Origin of the sequence: Streptomyces sp. NPDC088915 (genome assembly GCF_044749825.1) — a bacterium.
Taxonomy (GTDB): Bacteria; Actinomycetota; Actinomycetes; order Streptomycetales; family Streptomycetaceae; genus Streptomyces.
Genome location: NZ_JBIVIR010000002.1, coordinates 73,880 through 89,172 on the forward strand (window position 1 = coordinate 73,880; position 15,293 = coordinate 89,172).

At 74.8% G+C, this 15,293-nt stretch carries 15 protein-coding genes and 1 tRNA gene; 9 read left to right on the forward strand and 7 right to left on the reverse strand.

Features of this window, described 5'->3' with window-relative positions; translation table 11 throughout:
• The first annotated feature begins 2 nt into the window (after positions 1 to 2).
• The gene (locus ACIP5O_RS03905; RefSeq protein ID WP_401288260.1) at positions 3 to 668 is read left to right on the forward strand and encodes a hypothetical protein; all 666 of its coding nucleotides are present in this window, start codon (positions 3 to 5) and stop codon (positions 666 to 668) included.
• An 86-nt stretch (positions 669 to 754) separates the two neighbouring features.
• On the opposite strand, the gene ACIP5O_RS03910 is transcribed toward ACIP5O_RS03905, so the two are convergent.
• A tRNA-Cys gene (locus tag ACIP5O_RS03910) sits at positions 755 to 829 on the reverse strand.
• 186 nt (positions 830 to 1,015) lie between these two features.
• Between ACIP5O_RS03910 and ACIP5O_RS03915 the strand changes: the two genes are divergently transcribed.
• The 5 genes from ACIP5O_RS03915 to ACIP5O_RS03935 all read left to right on the forward strand — a co-directional run bounded on the left by ACIP5O_RS03915 (position 1,016) and on the right by ACIP5O_RS03935 (position 6,097).
• Positions 1,016 to 2,524: an MFS transporter gene (locus ACIP5O_RS03915; protein ID WP_401288262.1), complete on the forward strand. Its 1,509-nt coding sequence runs from the start codon at positions 1,016 to 1,018 to the stop codon at positions 2,522 to 2,524.
• 32 nt (positions 2,525 to 2,556) lie between these two features.
• A complete protein-coding gene (locus ACIP5O_RS03920; RefSeq protein WP_030210013.1) occupies positions 2,557 to 2,754 on the forward strand; it encodes an Arc family DNA-binding protein in 198 nt (65 codons plus the stop codon).
• Positions 2,751 to 3,122 carry a type II toxin-antitoxin system death-on-curing family toxin gene (locus ACIP5O_RS03925; protein WP_401288264.1) on the forward strand — a complete coding sequence of 124 codons (372 nt, stop codon included), beginning with the start codon at positions 2,751 to 2,753 and terminating at the stop codon, positions 3,120 to 3,122. The genes ACIP5O_RS03920 and ACIP5O_RS03925 overlap by 4 nt, the downstream gene beginning before the upstream one ends.
• Before the next feature lie 119 nt (positions 3,123 to 3,241).
• Positions 3,242 to 5,038 carry a DEAD/DEAH box helicase gene (locus ACIP5O_RS03930; protein ID WP_401289319.1) on the forward strand — a complete coding sequence of 599 codons (1,797 nt, stop codon included), beginning with the start codon at positions 3,242 to 3,244 and terminating at the stop codon, positions 5,036 to 5,038.
• Positions 5,039 to 5,455: 417 nt separating this feature from the next.
• Entirely contained in the window at positions 5,456 to 6,097 is a 642-nt protein-coding gene (locus ACIP5O_RS03935) for an IclR family transcriptional regulator (RefSeq protein WP_053648453.1), read from the forward strand.
• A 365-nt stretch (positions 6,098 to 6,462) separates the two neighbouring features.
• Here the strand turns inward: ACIP5O_RS03935 and ACIP5O_RS03940 are convergent, their stop codons facing one another.
• The gene (locus ACIP5O_RS03940) at positions 6,463 to 7,422 is read right to left on the reverse strand and encodes an ArsR/SmtB family transcription factor (RefSeq protein WP_401288268.1); all 960 of its coding nucleotides are present in this window, start codon (positions 7,420 to 7,422) and stop codon (positions 6,463 to 6,465) included.
• Between the two features lie 79 nt (positions 7,423 to 7,501).
• Between ACIP5O_RS03940 and ACIP5O_RS03945 the strand changes: the two genes are divergently transcribed.
• Both ACIP5O_RS03945 and ACIP5O_RS03950 read left to right on the forward strand, forming a co-directional pair.
• Positions 7,502 to 8,701 carry an acetylhydrolase gene (locus ACIP5O_RS03945; RefSeq protein ID WP_401288270.1) on the forward strand — a complete coding sequence of 400 codons (1,200 nt, stop codon included), beginning with the start codon at positions 7,502 to 7,504 and terminating at the stop codon, positions 8,699 to 8,701.
• A gap of 58 nt (positions 8,702 to 8,759) precedes the next feature.
• Positions 8,760 to 9,554 carry a S16 family serine protease gene (locus tag ACIP5O_RS03950; RefSeq protein ID WP_401288272.1) on the forward strand — a complete coding sequence of 265 codons (795 nt, stop codon included), beginning with the start codon at positions 8,760 to 8,762 and terminating at the stop codon, positions 9,552 to 9,554.
• Here ACIP5O_RS03950 and ACIP5O_RS03955 read toward each other — a convergent pair.
• The 4 genes from ACIP5O_RS03955 to ACIP5O_RS03970 all read right to left on the reverse strand — a co-directional run bounded on the left by ACIP5O_RS03955 (position 9,508) and on the right by ACIP5O_RS03970 (position 12,242).
• Positions 9,508 to 10,821: an MFS transporter gene (locus tag ACIP5O_RS03955; RefSeq protein WP_401288273.1), complete on the reverse strand. Its 1,314-nt coding sequence runs from the start codon at positions 10,819 to 10,821 to the stop codon at positions 9,508 to 9,510. The two genes, ACIP5O_RS03950 and ACIP5O_RS03955, sit on opposite strands and share 47 nt — an antisense overlap.
• Positions 10,818 to 11,006 (reverse strand): hypothetical protein, encoded by a 189-nt coding sequence (locus ACIP5O_RS03960; RefSeq protein WP_401288276.1) that lies wholly within the window; start codon positions 11,004 to 11,006, stop codon positions 10,818 to 10,820. Before ACIP5O_RS03960 ends, ACIP5O_RS03955 begins: the two co-directional genes overlap by 4 nt.
• A 48-nt stretch (positions 11,007 to 11,054) precedes the next feature.
• A complete protein-coding gene (locus ACIP5O_RS03965; RefSeq protein WP_401288278.1) occupies positions 11,055 to 11,660 on the reverse strand; it encodes an ArsR/SmtB family transcription factor in 606 nt (201 codons plus the stop codon).
• Between the two features lie 102 nt (positions 11,661 to 11,762).
• On the reverse strand, positions 11,763 to 12,242 hold the full coding sequence (locus ACIP5O_RS03970) for an Lrp/AsnC family transcriptional regulator (RefSeq protein ID WP_053648461.1): 480 nt from the start codon (positions 12,240 to 12,242) through the stop codon (positions 11,763 to 11,765).
• Between the two features lie 121 nt (positions 12,243 to 12,363).
• On the opposite strand from ACIP5O_RS03970, the gene hppD reads away from it, so the two are divergent.
• Positions 12,364 to 13,509, forward strand: coding sequence for a 4-hydroxyphenylpyruvate dioxygenase (hppD, locus tag ACIP5O_RS03975; RefSeq protein WP_365538799.1), 1,146 nt, complete (start codon positions 12,364 to 12,366; stop codon positions 13,507 to 13,509).
• Between the two features lie 302 nt (positions 13,510 to 13,811).
• Here hppD and ACIP5O_RS03980 read toward each other — a convergent pair whose 3' ends face one another.
• Positions 13,812 to 15,272: a hypothetical protein gene (locus ACIP5O_RS03980; RefSeq protein WP_401288282.1), complete on the reverse strand. Its 1,461-nt coding sequence runs from the start codon at positions 15,270 to 15,272 to the stop codon at positions 13,812 to 13,814.
• Between the last annotated feature and the right edge of the window lie 21 nt (positions 15,273 to 15,293).

Here is a 15,293-nt window from a genome sequence, read left to right on the forward strand (position 1 = left end):
GCATGGGATCCGGACGGACGAAGACCATCGGTGCGGCCGTCGTCGCCGCGCTCGTCCTCCTCACGGGCTGCTCCGGAGACGGCGGAGACGACGGCGACGGCGGTGCGGCGCCGAAGGGGCTTTCGGCGGCCGAGGTCTGCGGGGGCTTCGCCCGGGAGGCCCCCGTCGCGGCCGCGCTCGGCGCGGTCGTGGGCGGCGGACGGTTCGAGGACGACCTCTCGAAGCCGGACGAGGCCCTCGCCGGGCTGCGCGACGCCGCCGCCGCCCCGCGGGCCGACACCTACCGGCCGCAGCCGGTGCGGTACTGCGGCCTCCGGCCCGCCGGGGGCGGGGCCGAGGGCGTCGCGATCGAGGTGACCGCCGTGGGGAAGGGCCCGTACCTGGGCCCGGAGCTCGCCCCCTCGGTCACCTCCTACCGCTCGGGGATCGAGGCCTTCTCCTCCGCGGGCCTCGCCAAGCTGTACTTCTCCTGCCGCCTCCCGGCGCCCGCCCGCGCGATCGTCGTCCAGACCTCCGTCCGGGGCCCGGCAAGCGTCCCGGACGCCGACCCGGAGCAGCCGACGCGCCTGATCACCCTCGCCAACGCGGCCGCCCGGCACGTCTCGGCGGAACTGGGCTGCGCGGGCGACGGGCTCGTGAAGGGGGTACCGGCGGAGACGAAGGGCTGAGCCGGGGGGTCCGGGGAGGACGGGCCCGGAGAGCGCCGGGCCGGAAAGCGGAATCGCCCGGTCCCGTGAGGGGGCCGGGCGACCGCTGGAGACCGTGGCGGGAATCGAACCCGCGTAACTCGCTTTGCAGGCGAGTCCCTGAACCACTCGGGCACACGGTCGTGTCGTGCGGTGCGACGAGTACGACCGTAGGGGGCGGTCCGAGCGGGCTCAAGGGTTCGCGGCGCCGTGCCACGCGACTGCCACACGCCCGCAACACTCCGTTCGCGGTCGTAGGTCCGAGGGCCGAGCGATCACCGGACTTCCGACAGGGGTCATTCAGGTCTACACCTCTTACTCTGGGGGGGATGAGCGCCCTCGAACCCCGAGACGCCGGCACCGACGCCGCCGTCACCCCGAGCCCCGGAACCGATCCCCGTGCCGGCCGACCCGCCGACCGGGGGTCCGTCCTCGACCCGGCCCACCGGGCGCTCAGCATCGGCATCGTCTCCGTCGTCCTGCTCATCGCCTTCGAGGCGACCGCCGTCGGCACGGCCATGCCCGTCGCCGCCCGCGAGCTGAACGGCGTCTCCGTCTACGCCTACGCCTTCTCCGCGTACTTCACCACCAGCCTCTTCGGCATGGTCCTGGCCGGACAGTGGTCCGACCGGCGCGGCCCGCTCGCGCCGCTCGCCACCGGCATATCCGCCTTCGCGGCCGGGCTGCTCCTCTCCGGGACCGCCGGCGCCATGTGGATGTTCGTCCTCGGCCGGGCCGTGCAGGGCCTCGGCGGCGGCCTCGTCATCGTCGCCCTGTACGTGGTCGTCAGCCGCGCCTACGACGAGCACCTCAGGCCCGCGATCATGGCGGCCTTCGCCGCGAGCTGGGTCGTCCCCTCCGTCGTCGGGCCGCTCGCCTCCGGCACCATCACCGAGCACCTCGGCTGGCGCTGGGTCTTCGTCGGCATCCCCGTCCTCGTCGTCCTGCCGCTCGCCCTCGCCCTCCCCGCGATCCGCCGCACCGCCTCGGGGCCCGCCGACCCGGAGGCGCCCGTCGCCCCCTGGGACCGGCGCCGGATCCGGCTGGCGCTCGGCATCTCCGCGGGCGCCGGGCTCCTCCAGTACGCCGGGCAGGAACTGCGCTGGCTCTCCCTGCTGCCCGCCGCCGCGGGCGCCGCGCTCCTCGTGCCCGCCGTGCGGGGGCTGCTGCCGCGCGGCACCTACCGGGCCGCCCGCGGCCTGCCCTCCGTCGTCCTGCTGCGCGGGATCGCCGCCGGGTCCTTCATCGCCGCCGAGTCCTTCGTGCCCCTGATGCTGGTCACCCAGCGGGGCCTGAGCCCCACCCTCGCCGGGCTCTCCCTGGCCGTCGGCGGCCTCACCTGGGCGCTCGGCTCCTGGATCCAGTCCCGGCCGTGGACGGAGCCGTACCGGGAGCGGCTCGTCGTCCTCGGGATGGTCCTGGTCGCCCTCGCGATCGCGGCGGCCCCGAGCGTCCTGATCACCGCCGTGCCCGCCTGGACCGTCGCGGTGGCCTGGGCCTTCGGCTGCCTCGGCATGGGCGCGGTGATCTCCTCCACGAGCGTGCTCCTCCTGAAGCTCTCCGCCCCGGAGGAGGCGGGCACCAACTCGGCCGCCCTCCAGATCTCCGACGGCCTCTCCAACGTCCTCCTCCTCGCGGCCGGCGGCGCGGCCTTCGCGGCCCTCGGCGGCGGCGCGGTGGGCCACGCGGCCACCTCCCACACCGCCGCCACCGGCTCCCACCCGGCCGCCTTCGCCGCGGTCTTCCTGCCGATGGCGGGGGTGGCGGCGGCGGGGGCGTGGGTGGCGACGCGGCTGCACGGGGAGCCGGTGCGGTCCGGGGGCCCGAAAGCCCTCTGACACCATCTGGTACCGCGCGGTACCATGGCGTCATGGCTGGTCTCAACGTCAGGTTCACCGAGGAAGAGCTGGACGCCCTGCGCGAGCGGGCCGAGGCGGAAGGGCGCAGCATGCAGTCCTTCGCGCACGACGCCGTGATCCGGGCCATAAACGAGCACTCCCGCCTCTTCAACGAGGCGGCCGAGCACGTGCTGAAGGTCAGTGAGGAGCTGAACCGGAGGCTCGCGTGACGTACTACCTCAAGCTCCCCGAGCTCCTGAACCTCGCACAGCGGCTCGGTGCGGACGAAGTGCGGGACTACGGTCTCCTCGACTCCGCCCTGGCACGTCCGCAGTCGAGCGTGTTCGGCCAGGACGCCTACCCGGACGTCTGGCAGAAGGCCGCGGCGCTCATGGAATCGCTCGCCCGCAACCACGGGCTCGTGGACGGGAACAAGCGCATCGCCTGGTACGCGACCTGGGTCTTCCTCCACATGAACGGGCATCCGCTGGACTCGGCCTTCGACGTCGACGAAGCGGAGGCGTTCGTCCTGGACGTCTGCCAGGGCGCCTTGGACGTCCCCAAGATCGCCGCACAACTGCCCCGGTTCGCACGCTGAACCGGAAATGTGACGCTCGCCGCACCGGGTGAGGTCGACCCCCCGTCGGGTACGAGGTCCGGGCCCGGCCGCCGGTAAGGTGGCCCGGTTGTCATATCTGGACGAGCGTCGAACCGGAGATCGTGACTACCACCGCCACCTCCTCACACCACCTCTCTCCCGCCTTCCCCGGCCGTGCCCCCTGGGGCACCGCCGGCAAGCTGCGAGCCTGGCAGCAGGGCGCGATGGAGAAGTACCTCCAGGAGCAGCCCCGCGACTTCCTCGCGGTCGCCACCCCCGGAGCCGGCAAGACCACCTTCGCGCTGACCCTCGCCTCGTGGCTGCTGCACCACCACGTCGTGCAGCAGGTCACCGTGATCGCGCCCACCGAGCACCTCAAGAAGCAGTGGGCCGCGGCCGCCGCGCGCATAGGGATCAAGCTGGACCCGGAGTACAGCGCCGGGCCGCTCAGCAAGGAGTACGACGGCGTCGCCCTCACCTACGCGGGTGTCGGCGTCCGCCCCATGCTCCACCGCAACCGCTGCGAGCAGCGCAAGACCCTCGTCATCCTGGACGAGATCCACCACGCCGGAGACTCCAAGTCCTGGGGCGAGGCCTGCCTGGAGGCCTTCGAGCCGGCCACCCGCCGCCTCGCGCTCACCGGCACCCCCTTCCGCTCCGACACCAACCCGATCCCCTTCGTCACGTACGAGGAGGGCAACGACGGCATCCGCCGCTCCTCCGCGGACTACACGTACGGCTACGGCAACGCCCTCGGCGACGGGGTCGTCCGGCCGGTCATCTTCCTCTCCTACAGCGGCAACATGCGCTGGCGCACCAAGGCCGGCGACGAGATCGCCGCCCGCCTCGGCGAGCCGATGACCAAGGACGCGATCTCGCAGGCCTGGCGCACCGCCCTCGACCCGCGCGGCGACTGGATGCCGAACGTGCTGCGCGCCGCCGACCAGCGCCTCGCCGAGGTCCGCAAGTCCATCCCGGACGCCGGCGGCCTCGTCATCGCCTCCGACCAGGAGTCGGCCCGCGCGTACGCCAAGCTGATCCGCGAGATCACCGGCCACCGCGCCACCCTCGTCCTCTCCGACGACACGGGCGCCTCGCACCGCATCGACGAGTTCAGCGAGAGCGACGACCGCTGGATGGTCGCCGTCCGCATGGTGTCCGAGGGCGTCGACGTCCCCCGCCTCGCGGTCGGCGTGTACGCCACGACGATCTCGACCCCGCTCTTCTTCGCCCAGGCCGTCGGCCGCTTCGTGCGTTCGCGCAGGCGCGGCGAGACCGCGTCCGTGTTCCTTCCCACGATCCCCAGCCTCCTGGGCTTCGCCAACGAGATGGAGGTCGAGCGCGACCACACGCTCGACCGGCCGAAGAAGGCGGGCGAGGACGAGGACCCGTACGCCGAGTCCGAGAAGGAGATGGCGGAGGCCGAGAAGCAGCAGGACGAGGACACCGGGGAGCAGGACATGCTGCCCTTCGAGGCCCTGGAGTCCGACGCCGTCTTCGACCGCGTCCTCTACAACAGCGCCGAGTTCGGCATGCAGGCCCACCCCGGCAGCGAGGAGGAGCGGGACTACCTCGGCATCCCCGGCCTCCTCGAACCCGACCAGGTGCAGCTCCTCCTGCAGAAGCGCCAGGCCCGGCAGATCGCGCACAGCCGCAAGAAGCCGGACACCGAGGCCGACCTCCTGGAGCTGCCCGCCGAGCGGCGGCCCGTCGTCTCCCACAAGGAGCTGCTCGAACTGCGCAAGCAGCTCAACACGATGGTCGGCGCGTACGTGCACCAGAGCGGCAAGCCGCACGGCGTCGTCCACACCGAGCTGCGCCGGGTCTGCGGCGGCCCGCCGAGCGCGGAGGCCACCGCCGGGCAGATCCGCGAGCGGATCAAGAAGGTCCAGGAGTGGGCCACCCGCATGCGCTGACCCTTCCCGGAGGTGGACCCGAGGCCCGTACGCACCGCCGCGTACGGGCCTCGGCCGTCCCGTCGTGAAGCGGGACCGGGACCGGCGCCGGCCCCCACGGCCGGCCTCCGGCAACCCCCTCCACGCCACGAGCGCGACATAGCCGTTCTTGTCGTCCGAAGTCCTCCCTCTGGCCGACGAAGGTCCCGAACCGTCTTCATACGGTCGCCGGCGCCCGGATTCTGGACGAGGTCTTCCGCTGAGCGGAGCGGGTCGCTACTGTCCCGGCTCAAAAGCATTCGCCCCGTGGCAGCGCCGCCGCGGAGCGCAGCCGGTGTACCCCTTCCTGCCGGCGGCCTCTGACGTGCGTCGCCGCGGGACCGGCGAGGCAACCCCGTGAGAGTCCCGCCTCCATCTCACTCCGAAGGAGAGGGCGTCGTGACCGCGGAGACCTCCCAGACGCTCGACCGGGGACTCAGAGTCCTCAAACTGCTCGCCGACACCGACCACGGCCTGACGGTCACCGAGTTGTCCAACAAACTCGGCGTCAACCGGACCGTGGTCTACCGCCTCCTGGCCACGCTCGAACAGCACGCCCTGGTCCGCCGCGACCTCGGCGGACGCGCCCGCGTCGGCCTCGGCGTGCTGCGGCTCGGACGCCAGGTCCACCCCCTGGTGCGCGAGGCGGCGCTGCCCGCGCTGCGCTCGCTCGCCGAGGACATAGGGGCGACGGCCCACCTCACCCTGGTCGACGGGGCGGAGGCGCTCGCGGTCGCGGTCGTCGAACCGACCTGGACCGACTACCACGTCGCCTACCGGGCCGGCTTCCGCCACCCGCTGGACCGGGGCGCGGCCGGCCGCGCGATCCTCGCCGCCCGCCAGGGCGGCCTGACCGAGCCCGGTTACACCCTCACCCACGGCGAACTGGAGGCCGGCGCGAGCGGCGCCGCCGCCCCGCTGGTCGGCGTGACGGGCGTCGAGGGCAGCGTCGGCGTCGTCATGCTCGCCGACGCGGTCCCCGAGCGGGTCGGCCCGAGGGTGGTGGACGCGGCCCGGGAGGTCGCGGACGCGCTGCGCTAGGGCGCGCGGCGGAACGGGACGGGGGCACGCGTACGGGGCGGGCCCCGGCCCCCGTGACCGCTTCCCGGCCGGTGGGCCTCGCGCCGGACCGCCGGACCGGGTCCTGCTCCGTGTCGCCGGTGCGGGCCGGGGCTTGTGCCGGCCCGTGCGGGCCTTGCGTTCCGTCCCGCCCCTGCGGGCCGGGGACGGTGCCACCTGTACGGGCTTCGGCCCGTGCGGCCCCTACGGGCCCGCGCCCTGTGCCGGCCCTGCGGTTCTGCACCCCGTGCCGCTCCTGCGGGCCCGGCCTCGTGTGGCCGCTGCGGCCCTGTGCCCCCGTGCCGGCCCTGCGGGCCCACTCCGTGCCCGTCCGCCCCGGAGCCGTCTCAGGCGGTCAACAGCGTCCCCAGCGGGGTGCGTTCGTGGTGGACCGATCTGCCCGTGCGGGTCGTCGTGAGGAGGCCCGCCGTGCGGAGGGCCTGGGTGTGGGACGAGGCCGTCGCGTTGCTGACGCCGAGGCGGCGGGCCAGGTCCGTCGTCGTGCGGGGGCCGTCGGACAGCGCGTGCAGGAGGGCGGCGCGGGTCCGGCCGAGGATCCCCGCGAGGGCCTCCCCGGGAGGCGTGCCGTCCGGGGCGGCGAGCGGCAGGCCCCGGCCCGCCGGGAGGGCGAGGACCACCGGGCGGCCCGGCGAATCCTGGACCAGCGGGCCGCCCCGCCAGTGGAAGGTGGGCAGCAGGACGAGACCGCGCCCGGCGAGCCGCACCTCACGGCGGACGACGGCGCCCGGCCACTCCCACACCCCGTCCCGCAGTCGCGAGCCCGGCATCCGCTCCGACAGGGCCGCGCCGAGCCCCCGCCCGGCGACGGCCAGCGCGTGCCGGGTGAACTCCGCCCGGTGCAGGTCCTGGACCAGCGGCCACACCGGCGCCAGGACCGTCTCGTACGCCGCCCGCTGCGCCCGCTCCAGCACCCGCCAGGCCCCGGCCTCCCCTTCGTAGAGGCCCCGGAGCCACGGCGGTGCGGCGCCCCGGCCCGCGTACACGCGCTCGAGTTCCGACCGTACGAGTTCCGGCCGCGCCTCCCGGAGCAGGGCGAAGCCCTCCTCCCGCGTCTCGCCGAGGACGTCGAGGAAGGACGGCGGCGACCCGCCCGGCACCAGGTCCGCGAGCGGCCCCGCCGCACCCGGCAGGGCGCGCAGGAGCCTGCCGCGCCAGCGGCCGAAGAGCAGTTCCTCGTGCGGCGCGCCCAGCATCGTCAGGGCCGCGTGCAGTTCCGCCACCGGGGACGGCCGGGGCGCGAACCGCACCCGGGCGAGGTCCTCCGCCGTGAAGTGGACGCGCAGCATCCGTCCCCCGCTCCCGCCAGCCTTTCGGGCAGGGCCTGAACCCTCGTCCACGCCCCCGTCCCGCCCAAGGATGCCGTGCATGGACTCCTTTTCCTCCTCCGGCCCCGGCCGCCGCACCGTCGCCAGGGCCGCCCTGCTCGGCGCCGCCGCCGCCCTGACCGGCCCCGCCGGAACCGCCACCGCGCGACCCGTCCCGCCCGGCCCCGCCGGGACCGCCGCCGCCCGGCCCGCCGTCCCGCCCGGCCCTACCGGGACCGCCGCCCGGCCCGCCCCCGCGCCCCTCGTCCTCCGGCTGCCCGCCCCCACCGGCCCCCACCCCGTCGGCCTGCGCACCTTCGTCCTGACCGACCCCTCCCGACCCGACCCCTGGAAGCCCGAGCCGGGGGAGCCCGCGTTCGGTGCGCGCCAGGTGGTGATCAGCGTCCTGTACCCGGCCCGTACCGTCCGCGGCTTCCCGCGCGCCCCGCAGCTCACCCCCGCCGAGGCCGGGGTCTTCGCCGTCCTCGCGCCCCGCGTCCGCCCCGGCCTCCCGGCCGCCGGCGTCGACTGGGGCGCGACCCTCACCCACGGGCACGTCGGCGCGCCCCCGCTCCCGGGGCGCCGCCCGGTCCTCCTGTACAGCCCGGGCGGCGGTGACTCCCGCACCCTGGGCACGACCCTCGCCGAGGACCTGGCGAGCCACGGCCGGGTCGTGGTCCTGGTCGACCACCCCGGCGACGCGAGCCAGGTGGAGCTGCCCGACGGGATGCGCGTCACCGTCCTGCGCGGAGAGCCGGACCCGGCGACCTTCCGCACCATGGTCGACACCCGGGTCGCGGACCTCCGCCTCGTCCTGGACCGGCTCGGGAGCCTGCCCCTCGCCCCCGTCGTCGACCCGGACCGGATCGGGGTCTACGGACATTCGGCGGGCGGCACCGCCGCCGTGTCCGCGCTGGCCGGCGACGACCGGATCGCCGCCGGGGCCAACCTGGAGGGGTACCTCGACCTGGACCCCGTGGACGGCCTCGACCGGCCCCTGCTGCACTTCCGTACGGACGGCTTCGAGGGCGCCGCCCGCCTCACCGCCTCCTGGGCGGGCGTCCCGGGCCGCCGTATCCGGCTGGCCGGAGGCAACCACTGGGTCTTCGGCGACCACGCGTCCCTCGTCCCGCAGCTCCAGGCGGCGGGGCTCGTCACGGCCGGGACCAGGGACGCGCTCGTCGGCCCCGCGCGTCCGGCCGCGGCGGTCTCCTCCGTACGACGGGAGCTGCGGTCCTTCTTCGCCCGCCACCTGTCCTGAACCGCCGGACGCCCGGGCCCCGGCCCCGTGCCCCCGCCCGTCCCAGTAGATTGGGGGCGTGCTCTCCCGCCTCTCCCGTCCCCGTGCCCTCGCGCTCTGCGCGCTGCCCGTCGCCGGCCTCTTCGCCGTCGTCGGGCTCGCGCCGCTGCCGTACGCGATCGCGCAGCCCGGCTCGACCGCCGACGTACTGGGCGAGGACGGGGGGAAGCCGGTCATCACGATCACCGGCGCCCCGGTCCGGAAGACCGACGGGCAGCTGCGGATGACGACGATCCTGGCGACCGGCCCGTCCGCGGACATCCGCTTCGGGGACGTGGCCGACGCCTGGTTCCGCGCCGACCGGGCCGTCCTGCCGAAGGGGTCCGTCTACCCCACGGGGAAGTCGGACGCGGAGATCGAGAAGCACAACCTCGGCCAGATGAGGCAGTCGCAGGACGCGGCCGCCCTCGCCGCCCTCGGGTACCTGAAGGAGGACCCCGAGAAGGTGAAGGTGACCCTGCACCTCGCCGACGTCGGCGGGCCCAGCGCCGGGCTCCTCTTCTCCCTCGGCATCGTCGACAAGCTCGACGGCGACGGGGACGGCGGCGACCTCACCGGCGGCCGGACCGTCGCCGGTACGGGCACGATCGCGCCCGACGGGAAGGTCGGCGCCGTCGGCGGGGTCTCCCTCAAGACGCAGGCCGCCGCCCGGGACGGCGCCACCGTCTTCCTGGTGCCGAAGGCTGAGTGCTCGGACGCGGAGGCCGAGCTGCCGAAGGGCCTGCGGCTCGTCCCCGTCACCGCCCTCGGCGACGCGGTGGCGTCCCTCAGGGCCCTGGAGCAGGGGCAGGAGTCGAAGGTTCCGTCCTGCTGATCGCTCCGGAAGGCGCGGACTTGGCGTCCATCTCCCGCCACACCGGGAACACCAGCGGCGAGAGCGTCGTCAGGAAGTAGAGCGCCCCGATCCCCAGCAGCGTCGCCGCCAGGCCGATCCGCTCGACCAGGAGGCCGGCCGCGAGGCCGCCCAGCGGGGTCGTGAGCAGCACCCCCGCCGTGCTCGCGCCCATGACCCGGCTGCGGAGTTCCTCGGGGACCCGCTCGTACATCACCGTGGACAGGATCGGGTTGAGCACCCCGACGCCGAACCCGGCCGCCGCGAGCGTCACCAGGAGCGGGGCGGTGGTGTCGGTGAGCGCGGCCACCGCGTACGGCGGGGCGCCGCCGACCAGGAACCCGGCCGTGAACACGGCGCGGCGCGGGAGGCGTTCCCCGACCGCCCCGTAGAGCAGCGCCCCGGCGAGCGCGCAGCCGCCGAAGACCGCGACCAGCAGGCCCTGGGTGGCGGGTCCGCCCAGGGCCTCCCGGGCGTGCACCGGGAGCAGGACCGAACTCCAGCTCTGACTGAGGCCGTTGGTCACCATCACCATCACGGTGATGCCGAGCAGCAGCTTGGCGCGGAACAGGTAGGCGTACCCCTCGCGCAGATCGGCCCGGTAGCGGGCGGGGGAGAGGCGCGGACCGCCGCGCACCGGCTCCGCCGCGGGCACCCCGCGCAGTCCGGCCAGGACGAGCAGCGCGGAGAGGGCGAAGGTCGCGGAGTCGAGGAGCAGGACCGTGTCGGCGCCCAGGAACGCGACGAGCAGCCCGGCGACGGCGGCGCCCGTCATCCGGGCCCCGCGCGACACGGCGTCGTACAGGCCGGCGGCCCGGGTGAGCGAGGTCCCGGCGCGCCCGGCCAGGTCGGGGACCAGGACGTGCCGGGCCATCTCGCCGGGCGCGTGGCACAGGCCGTTGACCGCCATCAGGGCGCACAGCATCCAGAACCGCAGGACCCCGGCGTGGTGCAGGAGCGGGATCGCGGCGAGCGCCAGGCCGCAGACGAGGTCGGAGGCGACGCTGACCCGGCGGCGGCCGAGCCGGTCGATGACCGGGCCGCCGGCGAGGGCGGAGACGAGGACGGGCAGGGCGGCGCAGAAGGCGACGAGCCCGGCCTTGCCGGGGCTTCCCGTGGTCTCCAGGGCGAACCACGGGACGCCGATGAGGGTGAGTGAATTGCCGGTGATCGAGACGGCGTTGGCGGACAGGACGGTGGCCAGCGGCCGTACGTCCCCTCGTTCCCTCCTTCCCCCCGGAGCGGTCACGCGGCCAGGGTGACCGGGCGGTCGGCCGGCGTCGCGAGCCGCAGCCCCAGCTCGACGAGGCGCCAGCCGAGCTGGACGCGGAGGGAGGGAGCCTCGAACTCCCTTTCCTGGCGGGGGCGTTCGGCGGCCCTGTGGGCCTCGGCGGCGGTCAGGGCGTGCAACTGGAGGTGGATGTCGGCATGCATGTGCGTGGTCCTTCCGTGTGCGTACGGGGGCTTCGGCGGGCGGTGCGCTCAGTTCTCGCGCTGCGGGAACGCGTGCAGGTGGACCCGTACGCGCTCGGCGTCCGGCGCGTCCTGCTCGGGGGCGGTCCGGTACTCCTCCATCAGGGCGTGCACCTTCTCGCCGAGCTCGCGCAGCTTCGCGGGCGGCAGCCGCAGCGTGAAGTCGCTCATGTCGGCGGAGCCGAGCCACTTCCGGCCCCAGTCCTCCCGGGTGCCGAGGTAGGTGTTCAGCTCCTGGGTGTGGATGTTCGCGATCTCGTGCATGTAGACGTCGACGGCGCCCCGGACCTCCGGGTCCTCGTTCCGGTGGAGCGACTCGTCGAAGGTCGTGCCGCTCGCGACCGCCTTCCACCACCGCTCCCGGCCCTTGCCGCGCTCCGGGTCGTCCTCGACGAAGCCGTGGGCGGCGAGCTGGCGCAGGTGGTAGCTGGTCGCCCCGCTGGACTCCCCGAGCCGCTCCGCCAGTTGGGAGGCGGTGGCGGAGCCCTGGTGGCGCAGGGCGCGCAGGAGCTGGATGCGGAGGGGGTGCGCGAGGCCGCGCAGGGAGCGGGGGTCGAGGGGGTGGACGACGTGTTCCCCGGGGGTTCCCCCGGGGCGCTTCTCGGGCTCGGGCATGCCCCGAGCGTAGACATGCAAAGAAGTCCTTGCAAGGCTTTCTTTGCAAGGACTTCTTTGCAGGGGCTTCTCCGGGTGGAACTCCCGGTGTGCGGCGGCCCGTTACGTCAGCGGCTCCCCGCTCGCCGCCTGCTCCACCAGCGGGATGATCCGCAGCGGCACCGGGTTCTCCATCACGATCGCCGTCGACGCCCGCACGATCCCCTCGAACCCCACCACCTTGTCGATCACCCGCTGGAGGTCCGCGTTCGAGCGGGCCACGAGCCGGCAGAGCATGTCCCCGTGGCCCGTGGTCGTGTGCAGCTCCAGGACCTCCGGCACCGTCGCCAGGTGCCCCCGCACGTCCGCGCCCTGCCCCTGCTTGATCTCCAGGGTCGCGAAGGCCGTCACCGGATAGCCGAGGGCCGCCGGGTCCACCTCCGGCCCGAACCCCCGGATCACCCCCGACGCCTGGAGCCGGTCGAGCCGCGCCTGCACCGTCCCCCGCGCCACCCCGAGGCGCCGGGACGCCTCCAGGACCCCTATGCGCGGCTCGCGCGCGAGCAGCGCGATCAGCCGCCCGTCCAGATGATCGATCGCCACAGCGGTCCCTCCGTGGTCAGGATGTACAAGTCGCCCGGCCATCCTCGCGTGTCGCTGTACAGATTGACCAGGGAGAAAGCAAACTCTTGCGCACCTTGCCGAACGACGGGACATTGCTGCCATGACTGAGACCATCCACCACACCCCCTCCACGGCGCGGCAGGCCGACCCCTTCCCCGTGAAGGGAATGGACGCGGTCGTCTTCGCCGTCGGCAACGCCAAGCAGGCCGCCCACTACTACTCCACCGCCTTCGGCATGAAGCTGGTCGCCTACTCCGGACCGGAGAACGGCAGCCGCGAGACGGCGAGCTACGTCCTCACCAACGGCGCCGCGCGCTTCGTGTTCACCTCCGTCATCAAGGCCTCCACCGACTGGGGCCGCTTCCTCGCCGAGCACGTCGCCGAGCACGGCGACGGCGTCGTCGACCTGGCGATCGAGGTCCCGGACGCCCGCGCCGCCTACGCGTACGCCGTCGAGCACGGCGCCACCGGCATCGCCGAGCCGTACGAGGTCGAGGACGAGCACGGCAAGGTCGTCCTCGCCGCCATCGCCACCTACGGCAAGACCCGCCACACCCTCGTCGAGCGCTCCGGCTACAGCGGCCCGTACCTGCCGGGCTTCGTCCCCGCGAACCCGATCGTCGAGCCCCCGGCCAAGCGCACCTTCCAGGCCATCGACCACTGCGTCGGCAACGTCGAACTCGGCAGGATGAACGACTGGGTCGGCTTCTACAACGAGGTCATGGGCTTCACGAACATGAAGGAGTTCGTGGGCGACGACATCGCGACCGAGTACTCGGCGCTCATGTCGAAGGTCGTCGCGGACGGCACCCTCAAGGTGAAGTTCCCGATCAACGAGCCCGCGATCGCGAAGAAGAAGTCGCAGATCGACGAGTACCTGGAGTTCTACGGCGGCGCCGGCGTCCAGCACATCGCGCTCGCCACGAACGACATCGTCGCCACCGTGCGTTCGATGCGGGCCGCCGGCGTCCAGTTCCTCGACACCCCCGACTCGTACTACGACACGCTCGGCGAGTGGGCCGGCGAGACCCGGGTGCCGGTCGAGATCCTGCGCGAGCTGAAGATCCTGGTCGACCGCGACGAGGACGGCTACCTGCTCCAGATCTTCACCAAGCCGGTCCAGGACCGCCCGACCGTCTTCTTCGAGATGATCGAGCGCCACGGCTCCATGGGCTTCGGCAAGGGCAACTTCAAGGCCCTGTTCGAGGCGATCGAGCGCGAGCAGGAGAAGCGCGGCAACCTCTAGGGGCTCCGCCCACGCGCGCGAGGGGGCCCGGGGCAGCACCCCGGGCCCCCTCGCCGTGCCACCGACCGGGCCGGCCCGGCCCGGCCACCCACCGGCCCGGCGTCCGGCCCCGGCGTTCCGGCGGGACACGGGGCTCGCCCGGGACGCCACCCTTCGAGGACGGCCGGGTACGCGCGCACCTGACCGCACGCGCGTACCCGGCTCCTCGCGCCTCCCGCACCGCTCCGGTTTCGCGGCCTTCCCGGACCACCCGCACCGCACCTACGCGCGCGTACCCGGCTCCCCGGGCCGTCCCGACCGCGCTACGCGCGCGTACCCGGGCCCGCGGCCGCCTTCTTCGCGCCCGCCGCCTTCTCCGTACGCACCGGCTTCCCCGTGTTCTTCGGCCCCGCCGCGTCCTTCGGCTCCGCCCCCTCCGGCAGTTCGTCCGGCGGCTCCCCGAGCGCCGCGAGGGCCGCCTCCGCCCTCGGGGCGTGCAGGGGCGAGAAGGACGGGTTGATCCGCAGGGCCTCCGCCAGGTGGCGGCGGGCCGGACCGCGGAGGTCCAGCGCCCGCTCGATCTCACCCCGGTGGTACGAGAAGAGGGCGCTCCGCAAGCCCTCGTCCGTGGCCCGCTTCGCGTACTCCAGGGCCTCCTTCGCCCGCCCCGACCGGAACAGCGCCCACCCCAGCGCGTCCGCCGCCCCCACCGAGCGGTGTCCGCGCGCCCATTCCGCCCGCAGCCGGGCGACCGCCGCCGCCGGGTCGCCGTGGTCCGCGTCGAGCAGCCCCAGGGGCACCTCCGCCCGCATCCACGTGCCCGTCCGCAGCCGCTCGTACAGGGCTCGCGCCTCCGCGTCCAGGCCCAGCGACTCGGACAACTCGCCCGCCTCCAGGGCGTACTCCGGCAGCGGCAGCCGGGCCAGGGCCGCCCGCCAGTCCCGGACGGCCTCCTCCGTGCGCCCCAGGGCCGCGAGGGCCCGCGCCCGGCCCGCGAGCGAGGGCCCGTGGTCCCGTACGAGCCGCAGCGCCGCCCCGTGCCGCTCCAGGGCCTCCGCCGGCTCGCCCCGCTCCCACGCCAGGTCCCCGAGCCGCCCCAGGGCCGCCGCCCTCTCCGCGTCCGACTCCGCGAGCGCCACCGCGTCCAGGGCCGCCGCGTCCGCGTCCTCGCGCCAGCCCCGGTCGCGGTACGTCTGCGCGGCACGCGCGCGGACCGCCGCGCCCGCGTGCAGCTCCTCCAGCTTCTCCATCGCCCCGCGCGCCGCCCCGTAGTCGCCGAGGCCGTTGTACGCGTCGATCAGGACCGGGTACACCGGCCAGCGCCCCGGCTCCGCCTTCCGCACCCGCTCACCCCACTCCCGGGCGGTCCGCCAGTCGCCCCGCGCCCCCGCGAGGGCCCCCAGGCCCAGCTGCGCGGCCGTGTTGCCGCGCGCGGCGGGACGTTCGGCCAGGGAGCGGCGCAGCGCCTCCTCGGCCCGCGGATGGTCCCGCACGTCCCCGAGCCGCGTCCCGCGCTCCACGTACGCCGCGCCGAGCTCCGCCCAGGACGCCCCGTCGCCCGGATGCGTCCGCAGCCACTGCTCCCGGTCCGCGATCAGCGCGGCCAGGTCCGGGAGCGCCGCCTGCGCGCCCGCGTGGGCCGCGATCACCGCCCGCTCCGCCGGTCCCGGCGGGGGCGGCGCCCCCCGACCGAGGAACTCCGGGGCGTACAGCAGCGCCGTCGTCGCGAGCACCGCGCCCGCCCCGGCGGCGAGGACCGTCCTCGACACGTTCTGGCTCTTCACGGCACTCACTGTGCGCCCGGC